Raw genomic sequence first — 17,323 nt, 5'->3', positions numbered from 1 at the left:
GAGGACTGATGGACGACGACTTCATCGAACTCGACCGGGTGGAGAAGGTCTTCGACGTGCGCAGGAAGACCGGGTTCCTGCGGCGGGAGCGGCGGTCGGTGCGCGCCGTGGACTCCCTGTCCTTCACGGTCGCGCGCGGCGAGATGGTCGGGTACATCGGGCCGAACGGCGCGGGCAAGTCGACGACGATCAAGATGCTCACGGGCATCCTGACCCCGTCCGGCGGCCGGCTGCGGGTCGCCGGCATCGACCCCTCCCGCGAGCGGACGCGGCTCGCGCGCCGGATCGGGGTGGTGTTCGGGCAGCGGACGACGCTGTGGTGGGACCTGCCCCTGATCGACTCCTACCGGCTGGCGCACCGCATGTACCGCATCCCTCAGGTCCGTTACCGCGAGAACCTGGACCGGTGCGTCGAACTCCTTGAGCTGGGGGAGCTGTTGGACGTCCCGGTGCGGCAGCTGTCGCTGGGGCAGCGGATGCGGGGCGACATCGCGGCGGCGCTGCTGCACGACCCCGAGGTGCTCTACCTGGACGAGCCGACGATCGGTCTCGACGTGATCTCCAAGTCCAAGGTGCGGGGTTTTCTGCGGGAGTTGAACGCCGAGCGCGGCACGACGGTGCTGCTGACCACGCACGACCTGCAGGACATCGAGCAGCTGTGCTCGCGGGTGATGGTCATCGACCACGGGCGCCTGATGTACGACGGCGCGCTCGCCGGGCTGCACGAGGTGGGTGAGAGCGAGCGGACCCTCGTGGTCGACCTGGAGCGGGAACTGCCGCCGATCGAGGCCGCGCCCGCGCGGGTCGTCAGGGTGGAGGGGCCGCGGCAGTGGCTGGCGTTCCCGGCGGCGCAGTCCGCGGCGGAGCTCGTGGCGCGGATCGCGGCGCGGTACCCGCTGGTGGACCTGTCGGTGCGGGAGCCCGACATCGAGGCGGTGATCGCCCGGATGTACGCGGGCGGGACGGCTCAGGACGAGGCGGAGAAAGCGGTGTCGTAGCCTCCCGCCGGGGGAACTCGTAGGCTGCTGTCCATGACCGATGACGCCGCAGTCCCGGAACTCCGCGCATCCGACGCCGACCGTGAACGAGTCGCCGAGGTCCTGCGGGACGCCCTCGCGGAGGGCCGCCTGGACATGACGGAGTTCGAGGAGCGGCTGGAGGCCACGTACAAGGCGCGGACGTACGGCGAGCTGGCGCCGATCACCCGTGATCTGCCCGTCGGGCAGGTCGCCCATCCCGCCGTGTCCTTGGTCAAGGACGAGCCGGACAGCGGGGGTTGGGCGGGGCGGATCGTCGGCGGCGAGGGATCGTCGAGCTGGGCCGTCGCCGTGATGTCCGGGTTCGAGCGCAAGGGCCGCTGGACCGTGCCCAGGCGGTTCAACTGCTTCGCCATGATGGGCGGCGGCGAACTCGACCTGCGCGACGCGAACTTCGCCGACCGGCAGGTCGAGATCAACTGCGTGACGATCATGGGCGGGGTGAACGTCATCGTGCCGCCCGGCGTCGAGGTCGTGGTCCGCGGCATCGGGATCATGGGCGGCTTCGACCACACCGAGGAAGGCGTGCCCCCGGCGCCGGGCGCCCCGCGGGTGATCGTGACCGGTTTCGCCCTGATGGGCGGCGTCGGCGTCGAGCGCAAGGTGACCCGCGAGGAGCGGCGCCGCCTGAAGGAGGAGCGCCGCCAGGAGCGCCTGGAGCGCAGGTCCGGCCGGGCGCTCGACGAGGGCGCCGGCGGCCACACGCGGATGCTCGAGGAGCACCGCGAGTTCCGGCGCGAACTGCGCGAGGAGCGCCGCGAACGCCAGCGCGAGCGCCACGAGGAGCGCCGCGAGAGGCGCCGCCGCGACGAGTACTGAGCCGTCGCGGGGCGCGGGTTGCTACAGCTGGGCCGGGGCCGCGCCCTTGAGCTGGTTCAGGTCGACGGTCTGGGCCATGCGGGCGTAGCCCTTGTCGCTGGGGTGGAGGTGGTCGCCCGAGTCGTAGTCCGAGCGCAGCCGACGCGGGTTGTAGGGGTCCCTCAGGGCCTGGTCGAAGTCGACCACGGCGTCGTAGACGCGGCCCGCGCGGATCTCGGCGTTGACCTGCTGCCGTACCGCCTCCCGCGCCGTCGTGTAGCCCCGGTGGCCCTGGAAGGGCATGAGCGTCGCGCCGATGACCTTGATGCCCCGGGCGTGGGCCTGGCGGACCAGGGTGCGCAGGCCGGTGAGGATCCTGTTCGGGTCGGCGAGCCGGGGGTTGCGCAGGATGTCGTTGACGCCCAGGTCGATCACGACGACCTTGACGTTCGTACGGGACAGCACGTCACGGGAGTAGCGCAGCAGGCCGCTCTGGTTGTCGGCCGGCCGGCCCAGCCCGTTCGCGAGGACCTGGTTGCCGCTGATGCCCTGGTTGACCACGCTGTAGCGGGGCACGTCCCCGCCGGAGGCGACCGCCGAGCGCAGCCGCTCGGAGAGGAGGTCGGGCCAGCGGTGGTCGGCGCCCTGCGTGGAGGTGATGCCGTCGGTGAGCGAGTCGCCGAAGGCGACCACGGTGCCGTCGGCGTCGTTGCTCAGCACGTCGAGGGCGGTGAGGTAACGCCAGTACGGCGACTGCTCGGTGTACCCGGTGCCGCTCACGTCCTCGGTGAGGTCGCCCTGGGCGACGTAGGAGATCTGGCGCGCGTGCTGGTGGTACGTGACCGGGCCGGACGCGGTCGGGGAGTACGTGGTGACCAGGATGTCGCCCCCCTGCGGGACGACGATGCGGACCGCGTCGCTCAGGACCTGGCCGCCGGCCGGTATGACGACCGCGGTGCCGCCGTTGAACGTCAGCCTCCGCATCGTCTCGGCGTTCGCCGCCGCGGTCTCGGAGGCGGCCGCCACGGCGATGGAGGCGTGCGTGATGGTCAGCGCCGACTGGCCGTAGAGGTTGGAGAGCGTGATGCGGGCACTCGTACCCCCGACGCTCGCGTGGACGACGTTGCGGACCGAGCGGCCCGCCATGCCCGCGACCTCGGTGCCGGGCTCGGCGCCTCCCGGGGAGGCGGACCAGGCGCCGACCCAGGTGCCGGTGGAGGCGGGGGCAGCCGGGTTGCGCGGGACGCCGCCGCCCGCGAGTGCGTTGGTGGTGGTGCCGTCGTCGGCGGTGACGCCGACATAGATCGCGGTCGAGAGGCCCACGATGAGGGCCACGATCGCGGAAAGCAGGGCATAACCGTGACGCTTGGTCATGCGGTGCGTGTCTCCTCGGGCAGTGGAGCCCCGAGGCTCCGTGGTGATCATCCCAATGATGCGGCATGGGCGATGCGGCCTGGGACGAGGGTGCTCGGCAGGACCCCCCATTGGGCCACCGGAGTTCACGACGAACTCCCCCTCCTCACAGACGCCGGGAACTCTCGATTCGTTCCAGGAGTCGGTCAGGAAGGGACAATATGTGCAGGGGATCACGAACGGGTGGAGTGAATGGAACGTACGGACCCGGACAAAGCGGGAGACAAGGCGGCGCGCGGGGTGGGAGACCGGGCGGCCGCGGCGGAGAGGTCGGTCGTGGGCGCCGGTTTCCGGGGCGTCCCCGCCTCCGCCGCCCGTGCCATGAACACCTTCAGCGCCGCCGACGTGGAGAAGCAGCGCGGGGTACGGCGGATGAAGCTCACCGCGACCGGTCTGCTGCTGTTCGTGGCGCTGATCTACGTCCTCGCCAAATGGGCCGACAACTCCGGCGCCGGCGCGTGGGCCGGCTATGTCGCCGCCGCGTCCGAGGCAGGGATGGTCGGCGCCATGGCCGACTGGTTCGCGGTCACGGCCCTGTTCCGCCGGCCGCTCGGACTGCCCATCCCGCACACCGCGATCATCCCCACGAAGAAGGACCAGCTGGGCGTCTCCCTGGGGGAGTTCGTCGGGGAGAACTTCCTGTCGCAGGACGTCGTACGGCAGCGGCTGCGCGCCGTCGGCATCGGCAGCCGGCTCGGCGCGTGGCTCGCCGAGCCCGAGCACGCGGACCGGGTGACCGCGGAACTCTCGGCCGCCCTGCGCGGCGCGATGACCGTCCTGCGGGACTCCGACGTCCAGGCCGTGGTCGGCGAGGCGATCACCCGGCGGGCCGACGCGCAGGAGATCGCGCCCGGCATCGGCAAGATGCTGGAGAAGGTCGTCGCCGACGGCGGGCACAAGAGGGTCGTCGACCTCATCGTCACGCGGGCCCACGACTGGCTGGTGTGGCACGACAACGAGATCATGGACGCCGTACAGGGCGGGGCGCCCGGCTGGACGCCGCGGTTCGTCGACAAGAAGGTCGGCGAACGCGTCTACAAGGAACTCCTGCGGTTCGTCACCGAGATGCGGGACATGCCCTCCCATCCGGCGCGCGGGGCGCTGGACCGGTTCCTCACCGACTTCGCCTCCGACCTGCAGTCCGACACGGACACACGCGCGCGTGTCGAGCGGCTGAAGGGCGAGGTGCTCGGGCGGGGCGAGGTGCAGGACCTCATCGCCTCCGCCTGGACCGCCGTACGGTCGATGATCGTCTCCGCCGCCGAGGACGAGCGCAGCGAACTGCGCCTGCGGGTACGGGCCTCGCTGCTGTCCCTGGGCACGCGGATGGCCGTCGACGAGAAGCTCCAGGGGAAGGTCGACGGGTGGGTGGAGGGGGCGGCGGTGTACGTCGTCACGACGTACCGCAAGGAGATCACCTCCCTGATCACCGACACCGTGGCCGGCTGGGACGCCGAGCACACCACCCGCAAGATCGAGGCCCACATCGGGCGTGACCTGCAGTTCATCCGGATCAACGGCACGGTGGTCGGTTCCCTGGTCGGGCTGCTGATCTACACCGTGTCGCGGGCGCTGGGGGCGTGAGGCGAGCTTAGGGCGGCGGAGCGCGGGCACCTGTGCGGAGTGCCTCTCGAGGGCGAGGGGACGCTGAGGAGGGAGCCCATGACCACCGCGGAGGCCGCGAGCGGCCACACCGTGACGACCGACATCCCTGCCAGGCTCGACCGGTTGCCCTGGTCGCGCTGGCACTGGACGATCGTCATCGGACTCGGCACCGTATGGATCCTCGACGGCCTGGAGGTCACGGTCGTCGGCAACATCGCGAGCCGTCTGTCCGAATCGGGCAGCGGACTGCCCATCTCCTCCGGAGAGGTCACCGGCATGGCGGCCGCCCTGTATGTGGCGGGTGCGTGTGCCGGAGCCCTGTTCTGGGGGCGGCTGACGGACATCTGGGGCCGCAAGAAGCTGTTCATGATCACGCTGGGCGTGTACCTGGCGGCGACCGCGCTGACCGCGGTGTCGTTCTCCAACTGGTGGTTCTTCGCCTTCCGGTTCCTGACCGGATTCGGCATCGGCGGCGAGTACGCGGCCATCAACTCCGCGATCGACGAGCTGATTCCGGCCCTGTACCGGGGGCGCGTGGACCTGATCATCAACGGCAGCTTCTGGCTGGGCGCGGTGGGCGGTTCGCTGCTGTCGATCGTCGCCCTGAACACCGCCTATCTACCCAAGGACGTCGGCTGGCGGCTGACGTTCGCCTTGGGGGCCGTGCTCGCGCTCGTCATCCTTCTCGTACGACGGCACGTTCCGGAGAGTCCACGGTGGCTGCTGATCCACGGCAGGGACCGGGAGGCTGAAGAGATCGTCACCTCGATCGAGGAGCAGGTGGAGGCCGAGAAGGGGCAGCCGCTGAAGCGGCCCGAGGGTGAGATCACCATCCACCAGCGGCGCAACGTGAAGTTCACCGAGATCGCCCGGACCCTGTTCTCCGACTACCGGAAGCGGTCGGTGCTCGGGTTCTCGCTCTTCATCGGCCAGGCGTTCCTGTACAACGCGATCACGTTCGGCTTCGGGGCGATCCTGACGAAGTTCTTCGACGTGCCGACCGGTGACACCGGCTACTACTTCGCCGTCATCGCGATCGGCAACTTCTGTGGGCCGCTGCTGCTGGGCAAGCTGTTCGACACGGTCGGGCGGCGGGTGATGATCTCGTCGACATACCTGATCTCCGGGTTGCTGCTGTTCCTCACGGCCTGGCTGTTCAGCCAGGGGTCGCTGAGCGCGGGCACCCTGACGGCCTGCTGGTGCGGCGTGCTGTTCTTCGCGTCCGCCGGGGCGTCCAGCGCCTACCTGACGGTGTCCGAGATCTTCCCGATGGAGACCCGGGCGATGTCGATCGCGTTCTTCTACGCCCTCGGTACGGCGGCGGGCGGCATCAGCGGACCGCTGCTGTTCGCCGACCTGACGAGCACGGGCAAGGTCGCCGACACGGTGCTGGCCTTCCAGATCGGCGCGGGGCTGATGTGCGCGGCGGGACTGGTGGCGGCTCTGCTGGCGGTACGGGCGGAGCGGCGGTCGCTGGAGGATGTCGCTCGGCCGCTGACCGCGGCGGCCTCGGCGGTGACGCGGGGGCGCGAGAAGGAGAGGCCGGCTACCGCCTAGGGTGCGGTGGGCTGCCGTCGCGGGCGGTCGGTGCCGCCTGGGGCGGCACGGGTGGGCGCGGCGGCACCCCGTCGCGCCGGGCCGTGCATCTCCGTGGGGCTCAGGCGTTCCGGTCCGCCACCGCCCACGACGCCAGCGCCACCGCTCCCGCCACCCCGAACACGGCCGGCCAGGCACCCACCTTCTTGGCCAGCGGATGCGACCCGGCGAACGCGGCGACGTACGCCGCCGTCAGCGCCCCCGCCGCCTTCCCGCCCGCCCGCTGCCGCCACTGCTGAGCGGCCGCGGCCCCGGCGACGGCCAGGACGGCCCCGCCCAGCTGCCGCTTCTTCGTCCAGCGGGCCACCCCGTACCCGCCGACGAGCCCGGTAGCGGCCACTGCCGCGCTGGGAACCCTGGCCATGTCTGCCTCCTCGCGATGCGCATGCGATCGATCCGATCGATCTGCCCCGAGGCTAATCCGCGAGGACGCGGGCCTCGTACCTGAGTCCAGGCTTGTCAAGTTTCCTCCACGGAGCTATATAAGAAGGCGTAAGGGCATCGCACCTCAGCGCCTGATGAGAGGAGTGACCCGTGATGCTCATGCGTACCGACCCGTTCCGTGAGTTCGACCGTCTCGCGCAGCAGGTCCTCGGCTCCACCGCAGCCCGTCCCGCCGCGATGGCGATGGACGCCTATCGGTCCGGGGACGACTTCATCGTCCACTTCGACCTCCCCGGCATCGACCCCGAGACGATCGACCTCGACGTCGAGCGCCATGTCCTCAACGTCCGCGCCGAGCGCCGCAACCCCGCACCCGAGGGTGCGGAGATGATCGTCGCCGAGCGTCCCACGGGCACCTTCACCCGTCAGCTCTTCCTCGGCGACACCCTCGACACGGAACGCATCGACGCCTCGTACGAGGCCGGCGTCCTGACCCTGCGCATCCCCGTGGCCGAACAGGCCAAGCCGCGCCGCATCCAGATCAGCGGGGGCGGCGGCGGACGCAAGGAGATCGGCCACTAGCCCCGGCGAGCAGTCCGTACATCCCGTACATCCCGTACGTCCCACATCCCACATCCGGCCAAAGGCGTCCCGCCGACCGTGCACCGTCGGCGGGACGCGGCACACCCGAGCGCATCGGAGGAGGAGCCATCAGATGAGTGCGGCGACGACCCTGGATCCCACCCCGACGACCACCACGGCGGTCCGGTGGAGTCAACTGATCGACGGCGTCCAGGAGTCGGGGCAGTACCCCACCCGCGCGGAGGCGGAACGCGTCACCCGTGTCGTGCTGTCGGCCCTCGGCGGCCACGTCGTCGGAGACGAGCGGGTCGACCTCGCCCGCGCCCTGCCCGAGGAGGCGGCCCACGTGGTCGCCGCGCAGATACCGGCCACCCGCCCGCTGACCGCCGCCGAGTTCGTGGACTCGGTGGCCGCCCGCGTCCCGGGAGCCACCCCGGCCACCGCCCGCTGGGACGTCAGCTCGGTACTGGGCGTGCTGGGCGAACTGGTCGAGGAGGTCGACGCCGGGCTGATCGACCGTGTCCTGGCCCAACTGCCTCGCGGATACGCCCTGTTGTTCGGTCGCGCGGAGCTCACGAGGAGAGGGTGAGCCGGCCTAGGCGCGCAGCCAGGCGTCGATGAGGGCGAAGGTGGCGTCCGGCTGCTCGACGTGGGGGAGGTGGCCGGCCTGGGGTACGACCTCCAGCCGCCCGTTCCCGAATGCCTTCGCGTACGCCGCCCCGTACTCCGGCGTGACGATCCGGTCGCTCTCCCCCCACACCAGCAGCGCGGGCTGCCGTACCCGCCCCAGGCGTCGCATCAGCTTGGGGTCGTGCATGTAGGGGTCGCCGGCGAGCAGCCGCATGGTGGCCATGTTCCCCTGGCGGCGCGCGAGTTCCTCGGCGGGCAGGGTGGCGGGGTCGGCGTAGAAGCGGTCCGGGTCGTGCCAGGAGTGCTCGGCGGCGGCGCGCGGGTCGAGCGCGAAGAAGTCGGTGATCGGCTCGGACTCGACGTCGATCCCGACGGCGTCGATCAGTACGAGCCCGCCGATGCGCCCCGCGTTGTCCCGTACGGCCATCTCGGCGGCGATCCAGCCACCGAGCGAGGAGCCCACGACCACCACGTCGGTCAGGTCGCCGTCCTCCAGGAGGTGCAGGTAGGAGAGGGCGAGGTCGTCGATGCCGGTGCACCGGTCGGGGCGCGGGGTGCCGTCCCAGCCGGGGTGGACGGGGGCCAGGGTGGGCGCGCCGGTCGAGGAGAAGTGCTGGGCCAGTCCGGCGACGGTGGCGGGGCCTCCGCCGCCGTGAAGGACGAGGACGGTGCGGCCGGTGTCTGCGGTGAGATCAGTAGTCATGAGGACACTGTAACTAAACATCTTTATATAAGCTAGCTTAGTCGGTGGGATAGGCTGGGCTCATGCGCGATGACCTGCACGTTCAGCTGCAACTTCTCGGCCGGGCGGTGAAGCAGACCCAGTACCGCCAACACCGGGCGCTCGACAGCGCGTTGGCCGAGGTCGGGACCACGCTCGCCCAGTGGGACGCACTCCGCGCGATCGGCCGTACGCCGGGGGCGTCCGCCCGCGAGCTGGCCGCTGCCACCTTCCAGACCGAACAGGCCTTCGGGACGCTCGTGGGCCGGTTGACGGCGCAGGGGCTGGTCGACCGGCGTCCGGGACGGGGCCGCCGTATCGAACACCACCTGACCGGGGCGGGGGAGCGCGTGCTGGAGGCGGGGCACACGGTCGCGGACGCGGTGCTGGAGGAGTGCTTCGCCGGGCTGGGGGAGGATGAGCGGGCGGTGCTGCTGAAGCTGCTCCAGCGTCTGAACGAACCGACGGCCTGACGCGCGGTGCTACCGGATCAGCGGGGGAGCAGGTCCTTCGTGTACCGGTGACACTCCACGCCGACCGGCCCGTCCGGCCCCTCCGCCGCGTACGTGAACGGCCCCTCGTCGACCCAGCCCTGACGCTGGTAGAACCGCCGCGCACGGGCGTTCCCGGCGACGACCGCGAGCCATGCCCGACGGTGCCCCCGGCGCCGTACGACCTCCTCGCCACGCGTCAGCAGCGCGCCCGCCACTCCGGCACCCCGGTGCCCGGCCGCCACGTACAGCTGCTCGACCTCGTCACCGACGACCACGACGAACCCGGCGACCTCTCCACCGGCCACCGCGACGACGGTGTCCACGACCCGCTCGGCGGCCCGCGCCGTGAACGACTCCGGCGTGCGGAGGGCGACGAGCTCGTCGGGCACATGCCCCAGGTGACCGTCCCGCCATCCGGTGCGCCAGATGGCGGCCACGGCCGGTACGTCGGCGGCGGTCGCGGGACGGAGGACGGTGATCGGGCTGTCGTGTCCGGGCATGGCGACAGAGTACGGAGGGACTGTCGCGTCAGTCGGGTTCGCCGTCCTGGGCGATGCGGCGGACGACCTCCGCCGCCGACTCCGGATGTTCCCCGAACCAGCTGTCGAGGTGCTCGCGGACGGCCTCCGCGACACAGACGCGGACCTCGGCGTTGCCCAGCGACCCGTGCGTGGAGCCGAGGAGTTCGGGACGGTCCAGTTTCACCGACACGACGGCCGTCACCACCCCGTCGACCCGGGAGGGTGTGAGGCCGGCGGCGTACGAGGTGATCGCGGCCGTCACGCCGTCACGGAAGCCGTCCACATGGGTACCGCCCTCCGGCGTGCGAAGACCGTTGACGAAGCCCCGCACCCCCGTCCCGTGCAAGCCCCGCCACGCGAGGGCGACTTCCATTCTCCCCGCCATTCGCGGGTCCTCACGCTCGAAGCCGATGACGTCCGGGCCGAGGGCCACTCCTTCCCCGGCCACGAGAGCCGCCACGAAGTCCCGCACGCCGTCCGGGAATCGGAACCGCACCGCCCGGGGACCGTCGGCCGGACGTTCGTCGGTGAGCGAGACGGCCAGCCCCCGGTTGAGGAAGGCCACTTGCCGGAAGCGCTCGGCCAGCACCGCGAAGGAGCACGATGTCGTCTCGAAGATCTCGGCATCGGGCCGGAAGGTGATGGTCGTGCCGTCATGGGTGGCGGGCCCACCCGTCACCGGCGCGCCGACGGGGACCCCGCGCACGTATTCCCGCACGTGCCGGACCCCGCCGTACCGCACTTCCGCCGTCAGCCGGCTCGACAGGGCGTTGGTGACGAAGGGCCCGACGGCAAAGGCGCCCACGAGGGTGAGCCGTTCGGGGCGGGGTTCGGACTCGGTCTGGAGGGCGGTCAGTTGAGCGTCGAGGCTCGCGGTGGCGTCGGCCTCGAACGGCACCGTCGGACCGTCGTCGACGACCCGTACGCCGCCGTCGGGTGTGAGCGTGACGTCGACGGAGCCGGTGCCCCTGGCCAGGACGGCGTTCACGGCCCGGCCGACGACCTCGAACACGGCCTGATGCAGCCCCCGTTCCCCGACCGAACCGACCCACATCCCCGGCCGCCTGCGAACGGCCTCCCGCCCCTCCAGCACCTCGATGCCGACAGCGCTGTACTCCATGCCATCCCCACTCACGAAGACCCCTCCCGTGGATGCCCGGCAGACGCCGCCAGCCTAGGGGAAATTCCGGAAAAGGCCAGGTCAGCGTGGGTGTAGTGACCGTGTGGGTGGGCGCCTGCGCGTCTACGGGGAGGCGGTCGGCGGGGAGGCCCCAGAGGCGGGGCGTCGCCCGCCCCGGGACCCGCGGAAGCCCCGCACGCCCCCATCCTGGGCGCGCTTGAGGCCCCTAATTCAGTTCGTTGGCAGACCGGTTGCTGAGCCGAGACGACCCGCTACTGCTGGACCATGCCCTCGCGCATCGCCTTCGCGGTGGTCGCCGGGTCATACCCCTCGGGCACGCCCGGCACGAGGATGATGTCCCCGACGATGTGCCGCGACCGCAACGGCGCGATCTCCTGGTACGCGTCCGAATCCCACCAGGCCCGCGCCTCCTCCATCCCCGGAAACCCGATCACCACCACATGCCCGGGCCAGCTCCCCTCCTTCACCTCATGCTGCGAGGCATGCACCAGAAACCGCCCGCCGTACGGCTCGAACGTGGCACTGATCCGCTCGATGTACTCGGCGATCTCGGGGTGCGGGGTGGCCTCTCGCAGATGGCCTATGACGTAGGCGGGCATGGGGTCCTCCGAGTCGTTGTCGGGCGGTTGCGTCGGCTCTGCCGGCTCCCTACACCGACGATCGTGGCAGGCGGCACAAGCGAGTTCCATTACCTGGCGGGTAAGCGCTCGACGTTGCTAACCGGCTGCGATCGTCGAGTACGTCCACACGTCAGCCGGAAGCTCGTGTTGCAGGTCCCAGGTGATGGCCATCGGCTTGCTGCCCGTGTGCTTCACATAGGTAGCCGGGCCGAGGAACATCCACGGCTCGGACTTGCCGACGGCGTTGGACTTGTAACGGCGCAGAAAGACCAGGACATGACTGCCTAGTTCCGCGTGGCGTTGATAGCGCAATCCCGTCTTGGATGTCTCTGGGGTCGTGCTCTGTGACTCCCAGTGGAAGCGAGTGGGACTGATCGCGTAGTCCTTGTAGCGGACGCTTGGGGAGAAGTCCCGTTCGTTCTTTTCCAGAGTGATCAGCAGCGCGTCGGTTTCGATGTCCTCGACCCAGGTCACCCCTTGTGCGAACACGCCCGGCATCTGGCCGCCCAATCGGGCAACCCCGAGTGCCGCGAGGACCTCAGAGCGGTTGTACGCACTGTGGATCTTCAGCGGAAGGTGGCCGAGCGGTCCGTCGAGAGGGATCGGGAAGTGGTCGGTGCGGTCGAGGACGTACGTCAGGACCTGGCGTAGCTCATCGCGGACCCGATGCTGCGGGCGGAGGGATCGCAGCCCCTCGCTGTAGCTGGAGAAGCCACCCGCCCTGTCCCACAGGTTGAAGAAGAGCATGCGTGCGTATGCCTGCTCGGTGGGAGAGATTGAGTGATAGTCAGGAGCGTCGTCCGCGAGGAGGCGGAGGTACGCCTCGGCTCGCTCGGGGTCGTCGACGTGCAGGAAGGCGTGAACGCGCTTGAGGAGATCCTCCTCGCCCGGCGTCGGGGCCTCCTTGATGATTCCGGCCTTACGTAGCACCTTGGTCCAGGAGTTGTCGCTCTTGTAGAGCTCCTTGATGTCTCTCCTGCTTTCGCGTAGATACGCGTCCAGCTTGGGCGTGCTGTAGACCCGGACCTCTTTCGCCAGCGTGTTGATGGTGGCGTTGAGTTGTGTCCGGATGTTGTCGAGGACGAGATCCTTGGACTTGCCCTCCAGGATGATCTGGCAGCCCGAGGGCAGCTGCGGGAAGTCCCGCTCGATGCTGTCGAGGAGGCGGTTGCGGGACAGGTTCGTCAGAGCGCGAAACTGCTCCTCGAAGCGGAACTCCGCCCGATGCTGCCCTATGAAGTCCCAGCACCGTCAGCACCGGCTTGTTCGGGGTACGGCGCAAGCCGCGTCCCAGCTGCTGCAGGAAGACGGTCGCGCTGTTCGTGGGACGGAGCAGCAGCAGGGTGTCGACGTCGGGGATGTCCAGGCCCTCGTTGAACAGGTCGACGGAGAAGATGACTTGGATTGTGCCGCTCTTGAGGTCGTCCAGCGCCTGGTTCCGCTCTGCCGGAGAAGAGTCGCTGTCGAGGGCCGCGGCCCGGATCCCGCTTCGTTGAACTGCTTCGCCATGAAGTGGGCGTGCTTCTTGGTCACGCAGAAGCCCAGGGCACGCATGGCCGCGGGATGGGAGATTTTGTCTTTCACCTGCTTGAGGACGATCAGGGCTTGCCCGTCCCCGGCCGTGTAGACATTGCCGAGTTCTTCCCGGTCGTAAGTACCCGATCGCCACTTCAGCCGAGTCAGGTCCGTGCCGTCGGGGATCCCGAAGTAGTGGAAGGGGCACAGCAGGTCGGCCTCCAGGGCCTCCCACAGGCGCATCTCGGCGGCGATCCGGCCGTTGAAGAACTCGTCCTGCACATTGAGGCCGTCCATCCTCTCCGGTGTCGCAGTGAGGCCAAGCAGTTCGGCCGGCTCAAAATGCTGGAGTACGCGGCGGTAGGTGCTCGCCGTGGCGTGGTGGAACTCGTCGATGACGATGACGTCGAAGTGGCCGGGGTCCAATTGCTCCAACCGCTGAAGGTTGAGGGACTGGACGCTGGCGAAGACGTGGGTCCAGTCGCGAGGCTCCTGGCCGTTGTGGAGAAGTTCCCCGAACGAGGCGTCGGCGAGCACCTCTTGGTAGGTGCGCAAGGACTGCCTCAGGATCTCCTTGCGGTGAGCGACGAAGAGCAGCCGAGGGAGTTCCCCGTCGCGGTGGTCGCGCAGGGAGCGGTAGTCCAGGGCGGCCATGACGGTTTTTCCCGTGCCTGTGGCGGCGACCAGGAGGTTCTCGTGGTGTCCGCGGATGTCGCGCTCGACCCGCAGGCGCTCCAGCATGTCCCGCTGGTGCGGGAACGGCTGTACCTCGAGACCCGACAGGTTGATCTTGAGGTCGTCGCCCGGCCCGTGGCCCCCGGCCCGCGCGAGCGCATCGGAGAGGCGCTCTCCGTCTGTATCGGGGTCGTACGACTCGAAGGCGGGGTCATCCCAGTACGCGTCGAAGGTCGCCTCGAACTTGTCCAGCACTCGGGCAGTGGCGACCGACGAGAGCCGTACGTTCCACTCCAGACCATCGAGGAGTGCGGCCTTGGACAGGTTGGAGCTGCCCACGTACGCGGTGTTGAAGCCGGTCTGGCGGCGGAACAGCCACGCCTTGGCATGGAGACGCGTCGACCGGATCTCGTAGCTGACCTTCACCTCTGCGCCGAACTCGCGGACCAAGCGGTCCAGGGCATGCCGGTCCGTGGCACCGATGTAGGTGGTCGTGATGATCCGGATCGGGACGCCTCGCTTCCTGGCGGCGCGAAGTGAGTCCTCAAGAACCCTGATCCCGTGCCATTTCACGAATGCGCACAGCAAGTCGATGTGATCGGCGGTGGCCAACTCCGCCCGCAACTCGGCTCCCAGGTTGGGATCGTCCGGGGCGTTGGTGATCAGCGCGGTTTCGGAGAGCGGAGTCAAAGGGCGGATCGCGTAGACGCCGGGTGCTTCCTGCTCAGCCAGGGCGAGCAACTGGCGGGGGCCGTCGGCGATGGCGCCCGACGTGTCATCCGAATCGGGCGCGTGGTCAGCGAGTGACTTCATGATCTGGTTGGCGACGGCGACCTGCTGCTTGTGCGGCAGTTGAGCCAGTCGCCGTCCTATGGCATCGCCGATATGCCGAGCCAGCACGTGCGGTGTGGACTCTGCGCTTACCTCCGCGTCGATGGCTCTCCAGCCAGCGGCTTCGAGGCCCTCGATCTGCTCCAGCAGCTCCTGAGTGACGAGTTTCTCGTAGACACCGGCGACCGGTTGCGTTACGCCCCCCGATTCGGTCACGACCGCTCCTTCGATGTCTCGCCCTTGATCCCTCACCGCGATAGTGGATCTGTTCTAACACCAGGCACTGACAAGCGAAGTTCTTTTGGGGGGCAGCACTTGGCCCGGGCCGCTCCAGCACCGGTGTCAACCGGTGGGCGGCCCGGGAAAGTGGGTGTCAGGGGTGGACGGTCAGGCGCCGTGGCACTCCTCGTACCCCCGCCCCGACCCGCACCAGCACACCGCCCCCCGCTGCGGCGGCCACTCCACGGCGCGTCCCCGGGCCGCCAGCGTGGTCGCGTACTGGGGGAGGAGGTCCGTGTCCGAGGGGGACGCGCCCTCCGAGGCGGCGAAGGCCTCGTACGACGGGACCGTGCCCGTGACGATTCCCAGGTTCGGCGTGCCGCTGGACGCCAGCTCCCGCAGCGAGGCCTCTATCGTCGCGAGGTGGGCCTCGTGGGAGGGGTACTCCTCGGCCAGGGTCGGGTACGCGGCCACCAGTTCCGCCAGCTCGTTCGCCGGCCAGTGCAGGACCGCCACCGGGAACGGGCGGGACAGGGCCTCCCGGTAGGTGCCGAGCTCCGCGCGCAGGCGGGAGATCTCCGCCTGCAGTTCCGCCGGGTTGTCCGAGCCCAGGGACCACACCCGCTTGGGGTCGTGCAGTTCGTCCAGGGGGACCGGCGAGGAGGACAGGGTGTCGGCCAGGACGTCCCAGTCGTCGTGCGCCACGCCCAGCATGCGGCGGACCCGGTGGCGGCCGAAGAGCAGCGGGTGCGTCGAGTACGGGGGCTCCGCCACGTCCGTCAGCAGCAGCCGGGCGCCCTCCGTGAACGTCTCGTGGGCCGCCTCCAGCTCGTCGTGCGCCTCCAGGGACTCCGCCACGATCACCCAGGGCGCCGGGTCGCGGGGTGCTGCCACACGGATGCCGGTGATGATGGCCCTGGCCTCGGCCTCGTGGCCGTACTCCCAGAGGTTGGAGGCCTTCAGGGCCCGTACCAGATAGGGGTTCTCCAGGCCGTCCGCGGAGGAGAGCAGGCGGTCGTAGAGGGTGCTCGCGGCGGGGCGGTCGCCGGACAGTTCCAGGTGGGCCGCGGCCTGGAGGAGCAGGGCCTCGGCGTCCTCGGGATACAGGCCGGCGGTTCGCTCCAGGCGGGCCGCTTCGGCGGTGTGGTCGACGTTCTCGGCAGGCGTGTCGGGGCGCATGAGGGAAACCGTACTGCCCCTCGCTGACGATGAAGAGGTCCGTGCTGGTCACGGGACGGCTCAGCGGGGGCGAGGCCCGGGTGCGCGACGGTTCAGCGGGGGCGTGGCCCGGGTGCGCGATGGTTCAGTGGGGGCGTGGCCCGGGTGCGCGACGGTTCAGCGGGGGCGCGGCCCCGGTTCACGACGGCTCAGCGGCGAGGTACGGGCTCGCGTGCCGCCCAGGCCATCGTCAGCAGCCCGGCCAGCACGAGGGCCGCGCCCACGTACAGCGGTGCCGTGTAGCCCAGGCCCGCGCTGATCGCCGCCCCACCCAGCCACGCGCCCACCGCGTTGCCGACGTTCGACGCCGAGACGTTGGCGGCGGCCGCGAGCGGCACTCCGTGGGCTGCGTCCGCCACGCGGGTGATCAGGCCGGGGACGGGGGCGAAGCCGGCCGCGCCCAGGAGGAAGGTGAGGAGTACGGTCGCCACCGGGCTGCCGGCGAGCAGGCCCAGTCCCAGGAGGGTCGCCGTGAGCGCGGCCAGGGACACCAGCAGGGTGCGGTCGCGGTCGCGGTCCGCCGCCCGGCCGCCCGCGATGTTGCCGACGACCAGCCCGCTGCCGTAGACCACCAGGAGCCAGGCGACGTCCGTGGCCGAGAAGCCCGTGACCTCGGTGAAGGTGTAGGCGATGTAGCTGAAGGCGCCGAACATGCCGCCGTAGCCGAGGGCCGTGGCGGTCAGGGTCAGCCACACCTGGCGGGCGCGCATGGCCCGGAGCTGGGCGGCCAGGCCGCTCGGCTCGTCCTGGCCCGGCTCCGGTCGGCCCGCCCACGCCGGTACCAGCACCGTGATCGCCACCGCCGCCACGACCCCGACCCCGGTGATCGCCCAGAACGTCGCCCGCCAGCCCCAGCGGTCGCCGATCAGGGCGCCGAAGGGGACGCCCAGGACGTTCGCCGCCGTCAGGCCCGCGAACATCACCGCCACTGCCCGCGACGCGCGCTCGGGTGCGACCATGCGGCGCGCCACCAGGGAGCCGAGGCCGAAGAAGGTGCCGTGGCAGAGGGCGGCGACCATGCGGCCCAGGAGTATCACCGGGTAGTCGGGCGCGAGCGCCGAGAGGAGGTTTCCCGCGACGAACAGGACCACCAGGCCGGTCAGGACCGGTTTGCGGGGCAGCCGCGCTGTCGCGGCCGTCACCGCGATCGCGCCGACCGCGACGGTCAGGGCGTATCCGGAGATCAGCCGGCCGGCCGCGGCCTCGGACACGGCGAGGTCGCGGGCCACCTGCGGCAGCAGCCCGGCGATCACGAACTCGGTCAGCCCGATGCCGAATCCGCCGAGGGCCAGGGCGAGCAGTCCGGCCGGGAGCCGGGCGGGC

At 70.4% G+C, this 17,323-nt stretch carries 15 protein-coding genes and 1 pseudogene; 7 read left to right on the top strand and 9 right to left on the bottom strand.

Annotation, left to right across the window (positions count from 1 at the left end):
* Nucleotides 1–8 precede the first annotated feature (8 nt).
* Together LN251_RS09420 and LN251_RS09415 are read left to right on the top strand one after the other, a co-directional pair.
* The gene (locus LN251_RS09420; RefSeq protein ID WP_458244009.1) at nt 9–998 is read left to right on the top strand and encodes an ABC transporter ATP-binding protein; all 990 of its coding nucleotides are present in this window, start codon (nt 9–11) and stop codon (nt 996–998) included.
* Nucleotides 999–1,031: 33 nt separating this feature from the next.
* Nucleotides 1,032–1,856 carry a DUF1707 SHOCT-like domain-containing protein gene (locus tag LN251_RS09415; RefSeq protein ID WP_458244008.1) on the top strand — a complete coding sequence of 275 codons (825 nt, stop codon included), beginning with the start codon at nt 1,032–1,034 and terminating at the stop codon, nt 1,854–1,856.
* A 21-nt stretch (nt 1,857–1,877) separates the two neighbouring features.
* Here LN251_RS09415 and LN251_RS09410 read toward each other — a convergent pair whose 3' ends face one another.
* On the bottom strand, nt 1,878–3,209 hold the full coding sequence (locus LN251_RS09410) for an SGNH/GDSL hydrolase family protein (protein WP_458244007.1): 1,332 nt from the start codon (nt 3,207–3,209) through the stop codon (nt 1,878–1,880).
* 231 nt (nt 3,210–3,440) lie between these two features.
* Here LN251_RS09410 and LN251_RS09405 point away from each other — a divergent pair, with 231 nt between their 5' ends.
* Both LN251_RS09405 and LN251_RS09400 read left to right on the top strand, forming a co-directional pair.
* On the top strand, nt 3,441–4,832 hold the full coding sequence (locus tag LN251_RS09405) for a DUF445 domain-containing protein (protein ID WP_458244006.1): 1,392 nt from the start codon (nt 3,441–3,443) through the stop codon (nt 4,830–4,832).
* Nucleotides 4,833–4,910: 78 nt separating this feature from the next.
* The gene (locus tag LN251_RS09400; RefSeq protein WP_458244005.1) at nt 4,911–6,410 is read left to right on the top strand and encodes an MFS transporter; all 1,500 of its coding nucleotides are present in this window, start codon (nt 4,911–4,913) and stop codon (nt 6,408–6,410) included.
* Nucleotides 6,411–6,510: 100 nt separating this feature from the next.
* On the opposite strand, the gene LN251_RS09395 is transcribed toward LN251_RS09400, so the two are convergent.
* A complete protein-coding gene (locus LN251_RS09395) occupies nt 6,511–6,813 on the bottom strand; it encodes a hypothetical protein (protein ID WP_058925068.1) in 303 nt (100 codons plus the stop codon).
* A gap of 173 nt (nt 6,814–6,986) precedes the next feature.
* On the opposite strand from LN251_RS09395, the gene LN251_RS09390 reads away from it, so the two are divergent.
* A complete protein-coding gene (locus LN251_RS09390) occupies nt 6,987–7,415 on the top strand; it encodes an Hsp20/alpha crystallin family protein (RefSeq protein WP_200701693.1) in 429 nt (142 codons plus the stop codon).
* A gap of 133 nt (nt 7,416–7,548) precedes the next feature.
* The gene (locus LN251_RS09385) at nt 7,549–8,004 is read left to right on the top strand and encodes a DUF2267 domain-containing protein (RefSeq protein WP_458244004.1); all 456 of its coding nucleotides are present in this window, start codon (nt 7,549–7,551) and stop codon (nt 8,002–8,004) included.
* A 6-nt stretch (nt 8,005–8,010) separates the two neighbouring features.
* On the opposite strand, the gene LN251_RS09380 is transcribed toward LN251_RS09385, so the two are convergent.
* Complete coding sequence (locus tag LN251_RS09380; RefSeq protein WP_458244003.1) at nt 8,011–8,748, bottom strand: alpha/beta fold hydrolase; 738 nt, start codon at nt 8,746–8,748, stop codon at nt 8,011–8,013.
* 62 nt (nt 8,749–8,810) lie between these two features.
* Between LN251_RS09380 and LN251_RS09375 the strand changes: the two genes are divergently transcribed.
* On the top strand, nt 8,811–9,239 hold the full coding sequence (locus LN251_RS09375; protein ID WP_458244002.1) for a MarR family winged helix-turn-helix transcriptional regulator: 429 nt from the start codon (nt 8,811–8,813) through the stop codon (nt 9,237–9,239).
* A gap of 17 nt (nt 9,240–9,256) precedes the next feature.
* Here the strand turns inward: LN251_RS09375 and LN251_RS09370 are convergent, their stop codons facing one another.
* The 6 genes and pseudogenes from LN251_RS09370 to LN251_RS09345 all read right to left on the bottom strand — a co-directional run bounded on the left by LN251_RS09370 (nt 9,257) and on the right by LN251_RS09345 (nt 17,253).
* Nucleotides 9,257–9,760, bottom strand: coding sequence for an N-acetyltransferase family protein (locus LN251_RS09370; protein WP_458244001.1), 504 nt, complete (start codon nt 9,758–9,760; stop codon nt 9,257–9,259).
* A 28-nt stretch (nt 9,761–9,788) separates the two neighbouring features.
* Nucleotides 9,789–10,901 carry a DNA gyrase subunit B gene (locus LN251_RS09365; protein WP_458244000.1) on the bottom strand — a complete coding sequence of 371 codons (1,113 nt, stop codon included), beginning with the start codon at nt 10,899–10,901 and terminating at the stop codon, nt 9,789–9,791.
* Between the two features lie 272 nt (nt 10,902–11,173).
* The gene (locus tag LN251_RS09360) at nt 11,174–11,521 is read right to left on the bottom strand and encodes a DUF1330 domain-containing protein (RefSeq protein ID WP_458243999.1); all 348 of its coding nucleotides are present in this window, start codon (nt 11,519–11,521) and stop codon (nt 11,174–11,176) included.
* 117 nt (nt 11,522–11,638) lie between these two features.
* Nucleotides 11,639–14,779, bottom strand: a pseudogene (locus LN251_RS09355) (DUF3427 domain-containing protein).
* Nucleotides 14,780–14,950: 171 nt separating this feature from the next.
* Nucleotides 14,951–15,961: an SEC-C domain-containing protein gene (locus LN251_RS09350; RefSeq protein WP_458243998.1), complete on the bottom strand. Its 1,011-nt coding sequence runs from the start codon at nt 15,959–15,961 to the stop codon at nt 14,951–14,953.
* Between the two features lie 188 nt (nt 15,962–16,149).
* The gene (locus LN251_RS09345; RefSeq protein WP_458243997.1) at nt 16,150–17,253 is read right to left on the bottom strand and encodes an MFS transporter; all 1,104 of its coding nucleotides are present in this window, start codon (nt 17,251–17,253) and stop codon (nt 16,150–16,152) included.
* Nucleotides 17,254–17,323: the final 70 nt, after the last annotated feature.

It is taken from the genome of Streptomyces sp. MAI_2237, assembly GCF_054189285.1.
The sequence above is the reverse complement of the archived record's forward strand: the minus strand, read 5'-3'. Positions and strand labels throughout refer to the sequence as shown.

Bases quoted from the DNA above. Each gene is read 5' to 3' on its own strand.
- LN251_RS09405 (WP_458244006.1), top strand. From the start codon at position 3,441: ATGGAACGTACGGACCCGGACAAAGCGGGAGACAAGGCGGCGCGCGGG.
- LN251_RS09375 (WP_458244002.1), top strand. From the start codon at position 8,811: ATGCGCGATGACCTGCACGTTCAGCTGCAACTTCTCGGCCGGGCGGTG.
- LN251_RS09390 (WP_200701693.1), top strand. From the start codon at position 6,987: ATGCTCATGCGTACCGACCCGTTCCGTGAGTTCGACCGTCTCGCGCAG.
- LN251_RS09415 (WP_458244008.1), top strand. From the start codon at position 1,032: ATGACCGATGACGCCGCAGTCCCGGAACTCCGCGCATCCGACGCCGAC.
- LN251_RS09385 (WP_458244004.1), top strand. From the start codon at position 7,549: ATGAGTGCGGCGACGACCCTGGATCCCACCCCGACGACCACCACGGCG.
- LN251_RS09350 (WP_458243998.1), bottom strand. From the start codon at position 15,961: ATGCGCCCCGACACGCCTGCCGAGAACGTCGACCACACCGCCGAAGCG.
- LN251_RS09360 (WP_458243999.1), bottom strand. From the start codon at position 11,521: ATGCCCGCCTACGTCATAGGCCATCTGCGAGAGGCCACCCCGCACCCC.
- LN251_RS09420 (WP_458244009.1), top strand. From the start codon at position 9: ATGGACGACGACTTCATCGAACTCGACCGGGTGGAGAAGGTCTTCGAC.
- LN251_RS09370 (WP_458244001.1), bottom strand. From the start codon at position 9,760: ATGCCCGGACACGACAGCCCGATCACCGTCCTCCGTCCCGCGACCGCC.
- LN251_RS09365 (WP_458244000.1), bottom strand. From the start codon at position 10,901: ATGGAGTACAGCGCTGTCGGCATCGAGGTGCTGGAGGGGCGGGAGGCC.
- LN251_RS09395 (WP_058925068.1), bottom strand. From the start codon at position 6,813: ATGGCCAGGGTTCCCAGCGCGGCAGTGGCCGCTACCGGGCTCGTCGGC.
- LN251_RS09380 (WP_458244003.1), bottom strand. From the start codon at position 8,748: ATGACTACTGATCTCACCGCAGACACCGGCCGCACCGTCCTCGTCCTT.
- LN251_RS09400 (WP_458244005.1), top strand. From the start codon at position 4,911: ATGACCACCGCGGAGGCCGCGAGCGGCCACACCGTGACGACCGACATC.
- LN251_RS09410 (WP_458244007.1), bottom strand. From the start codon at position 3,209: ATGACCAAGCGTCACGGTTATGCCCTGCTTTCCGCGATCGTGGCCCTC.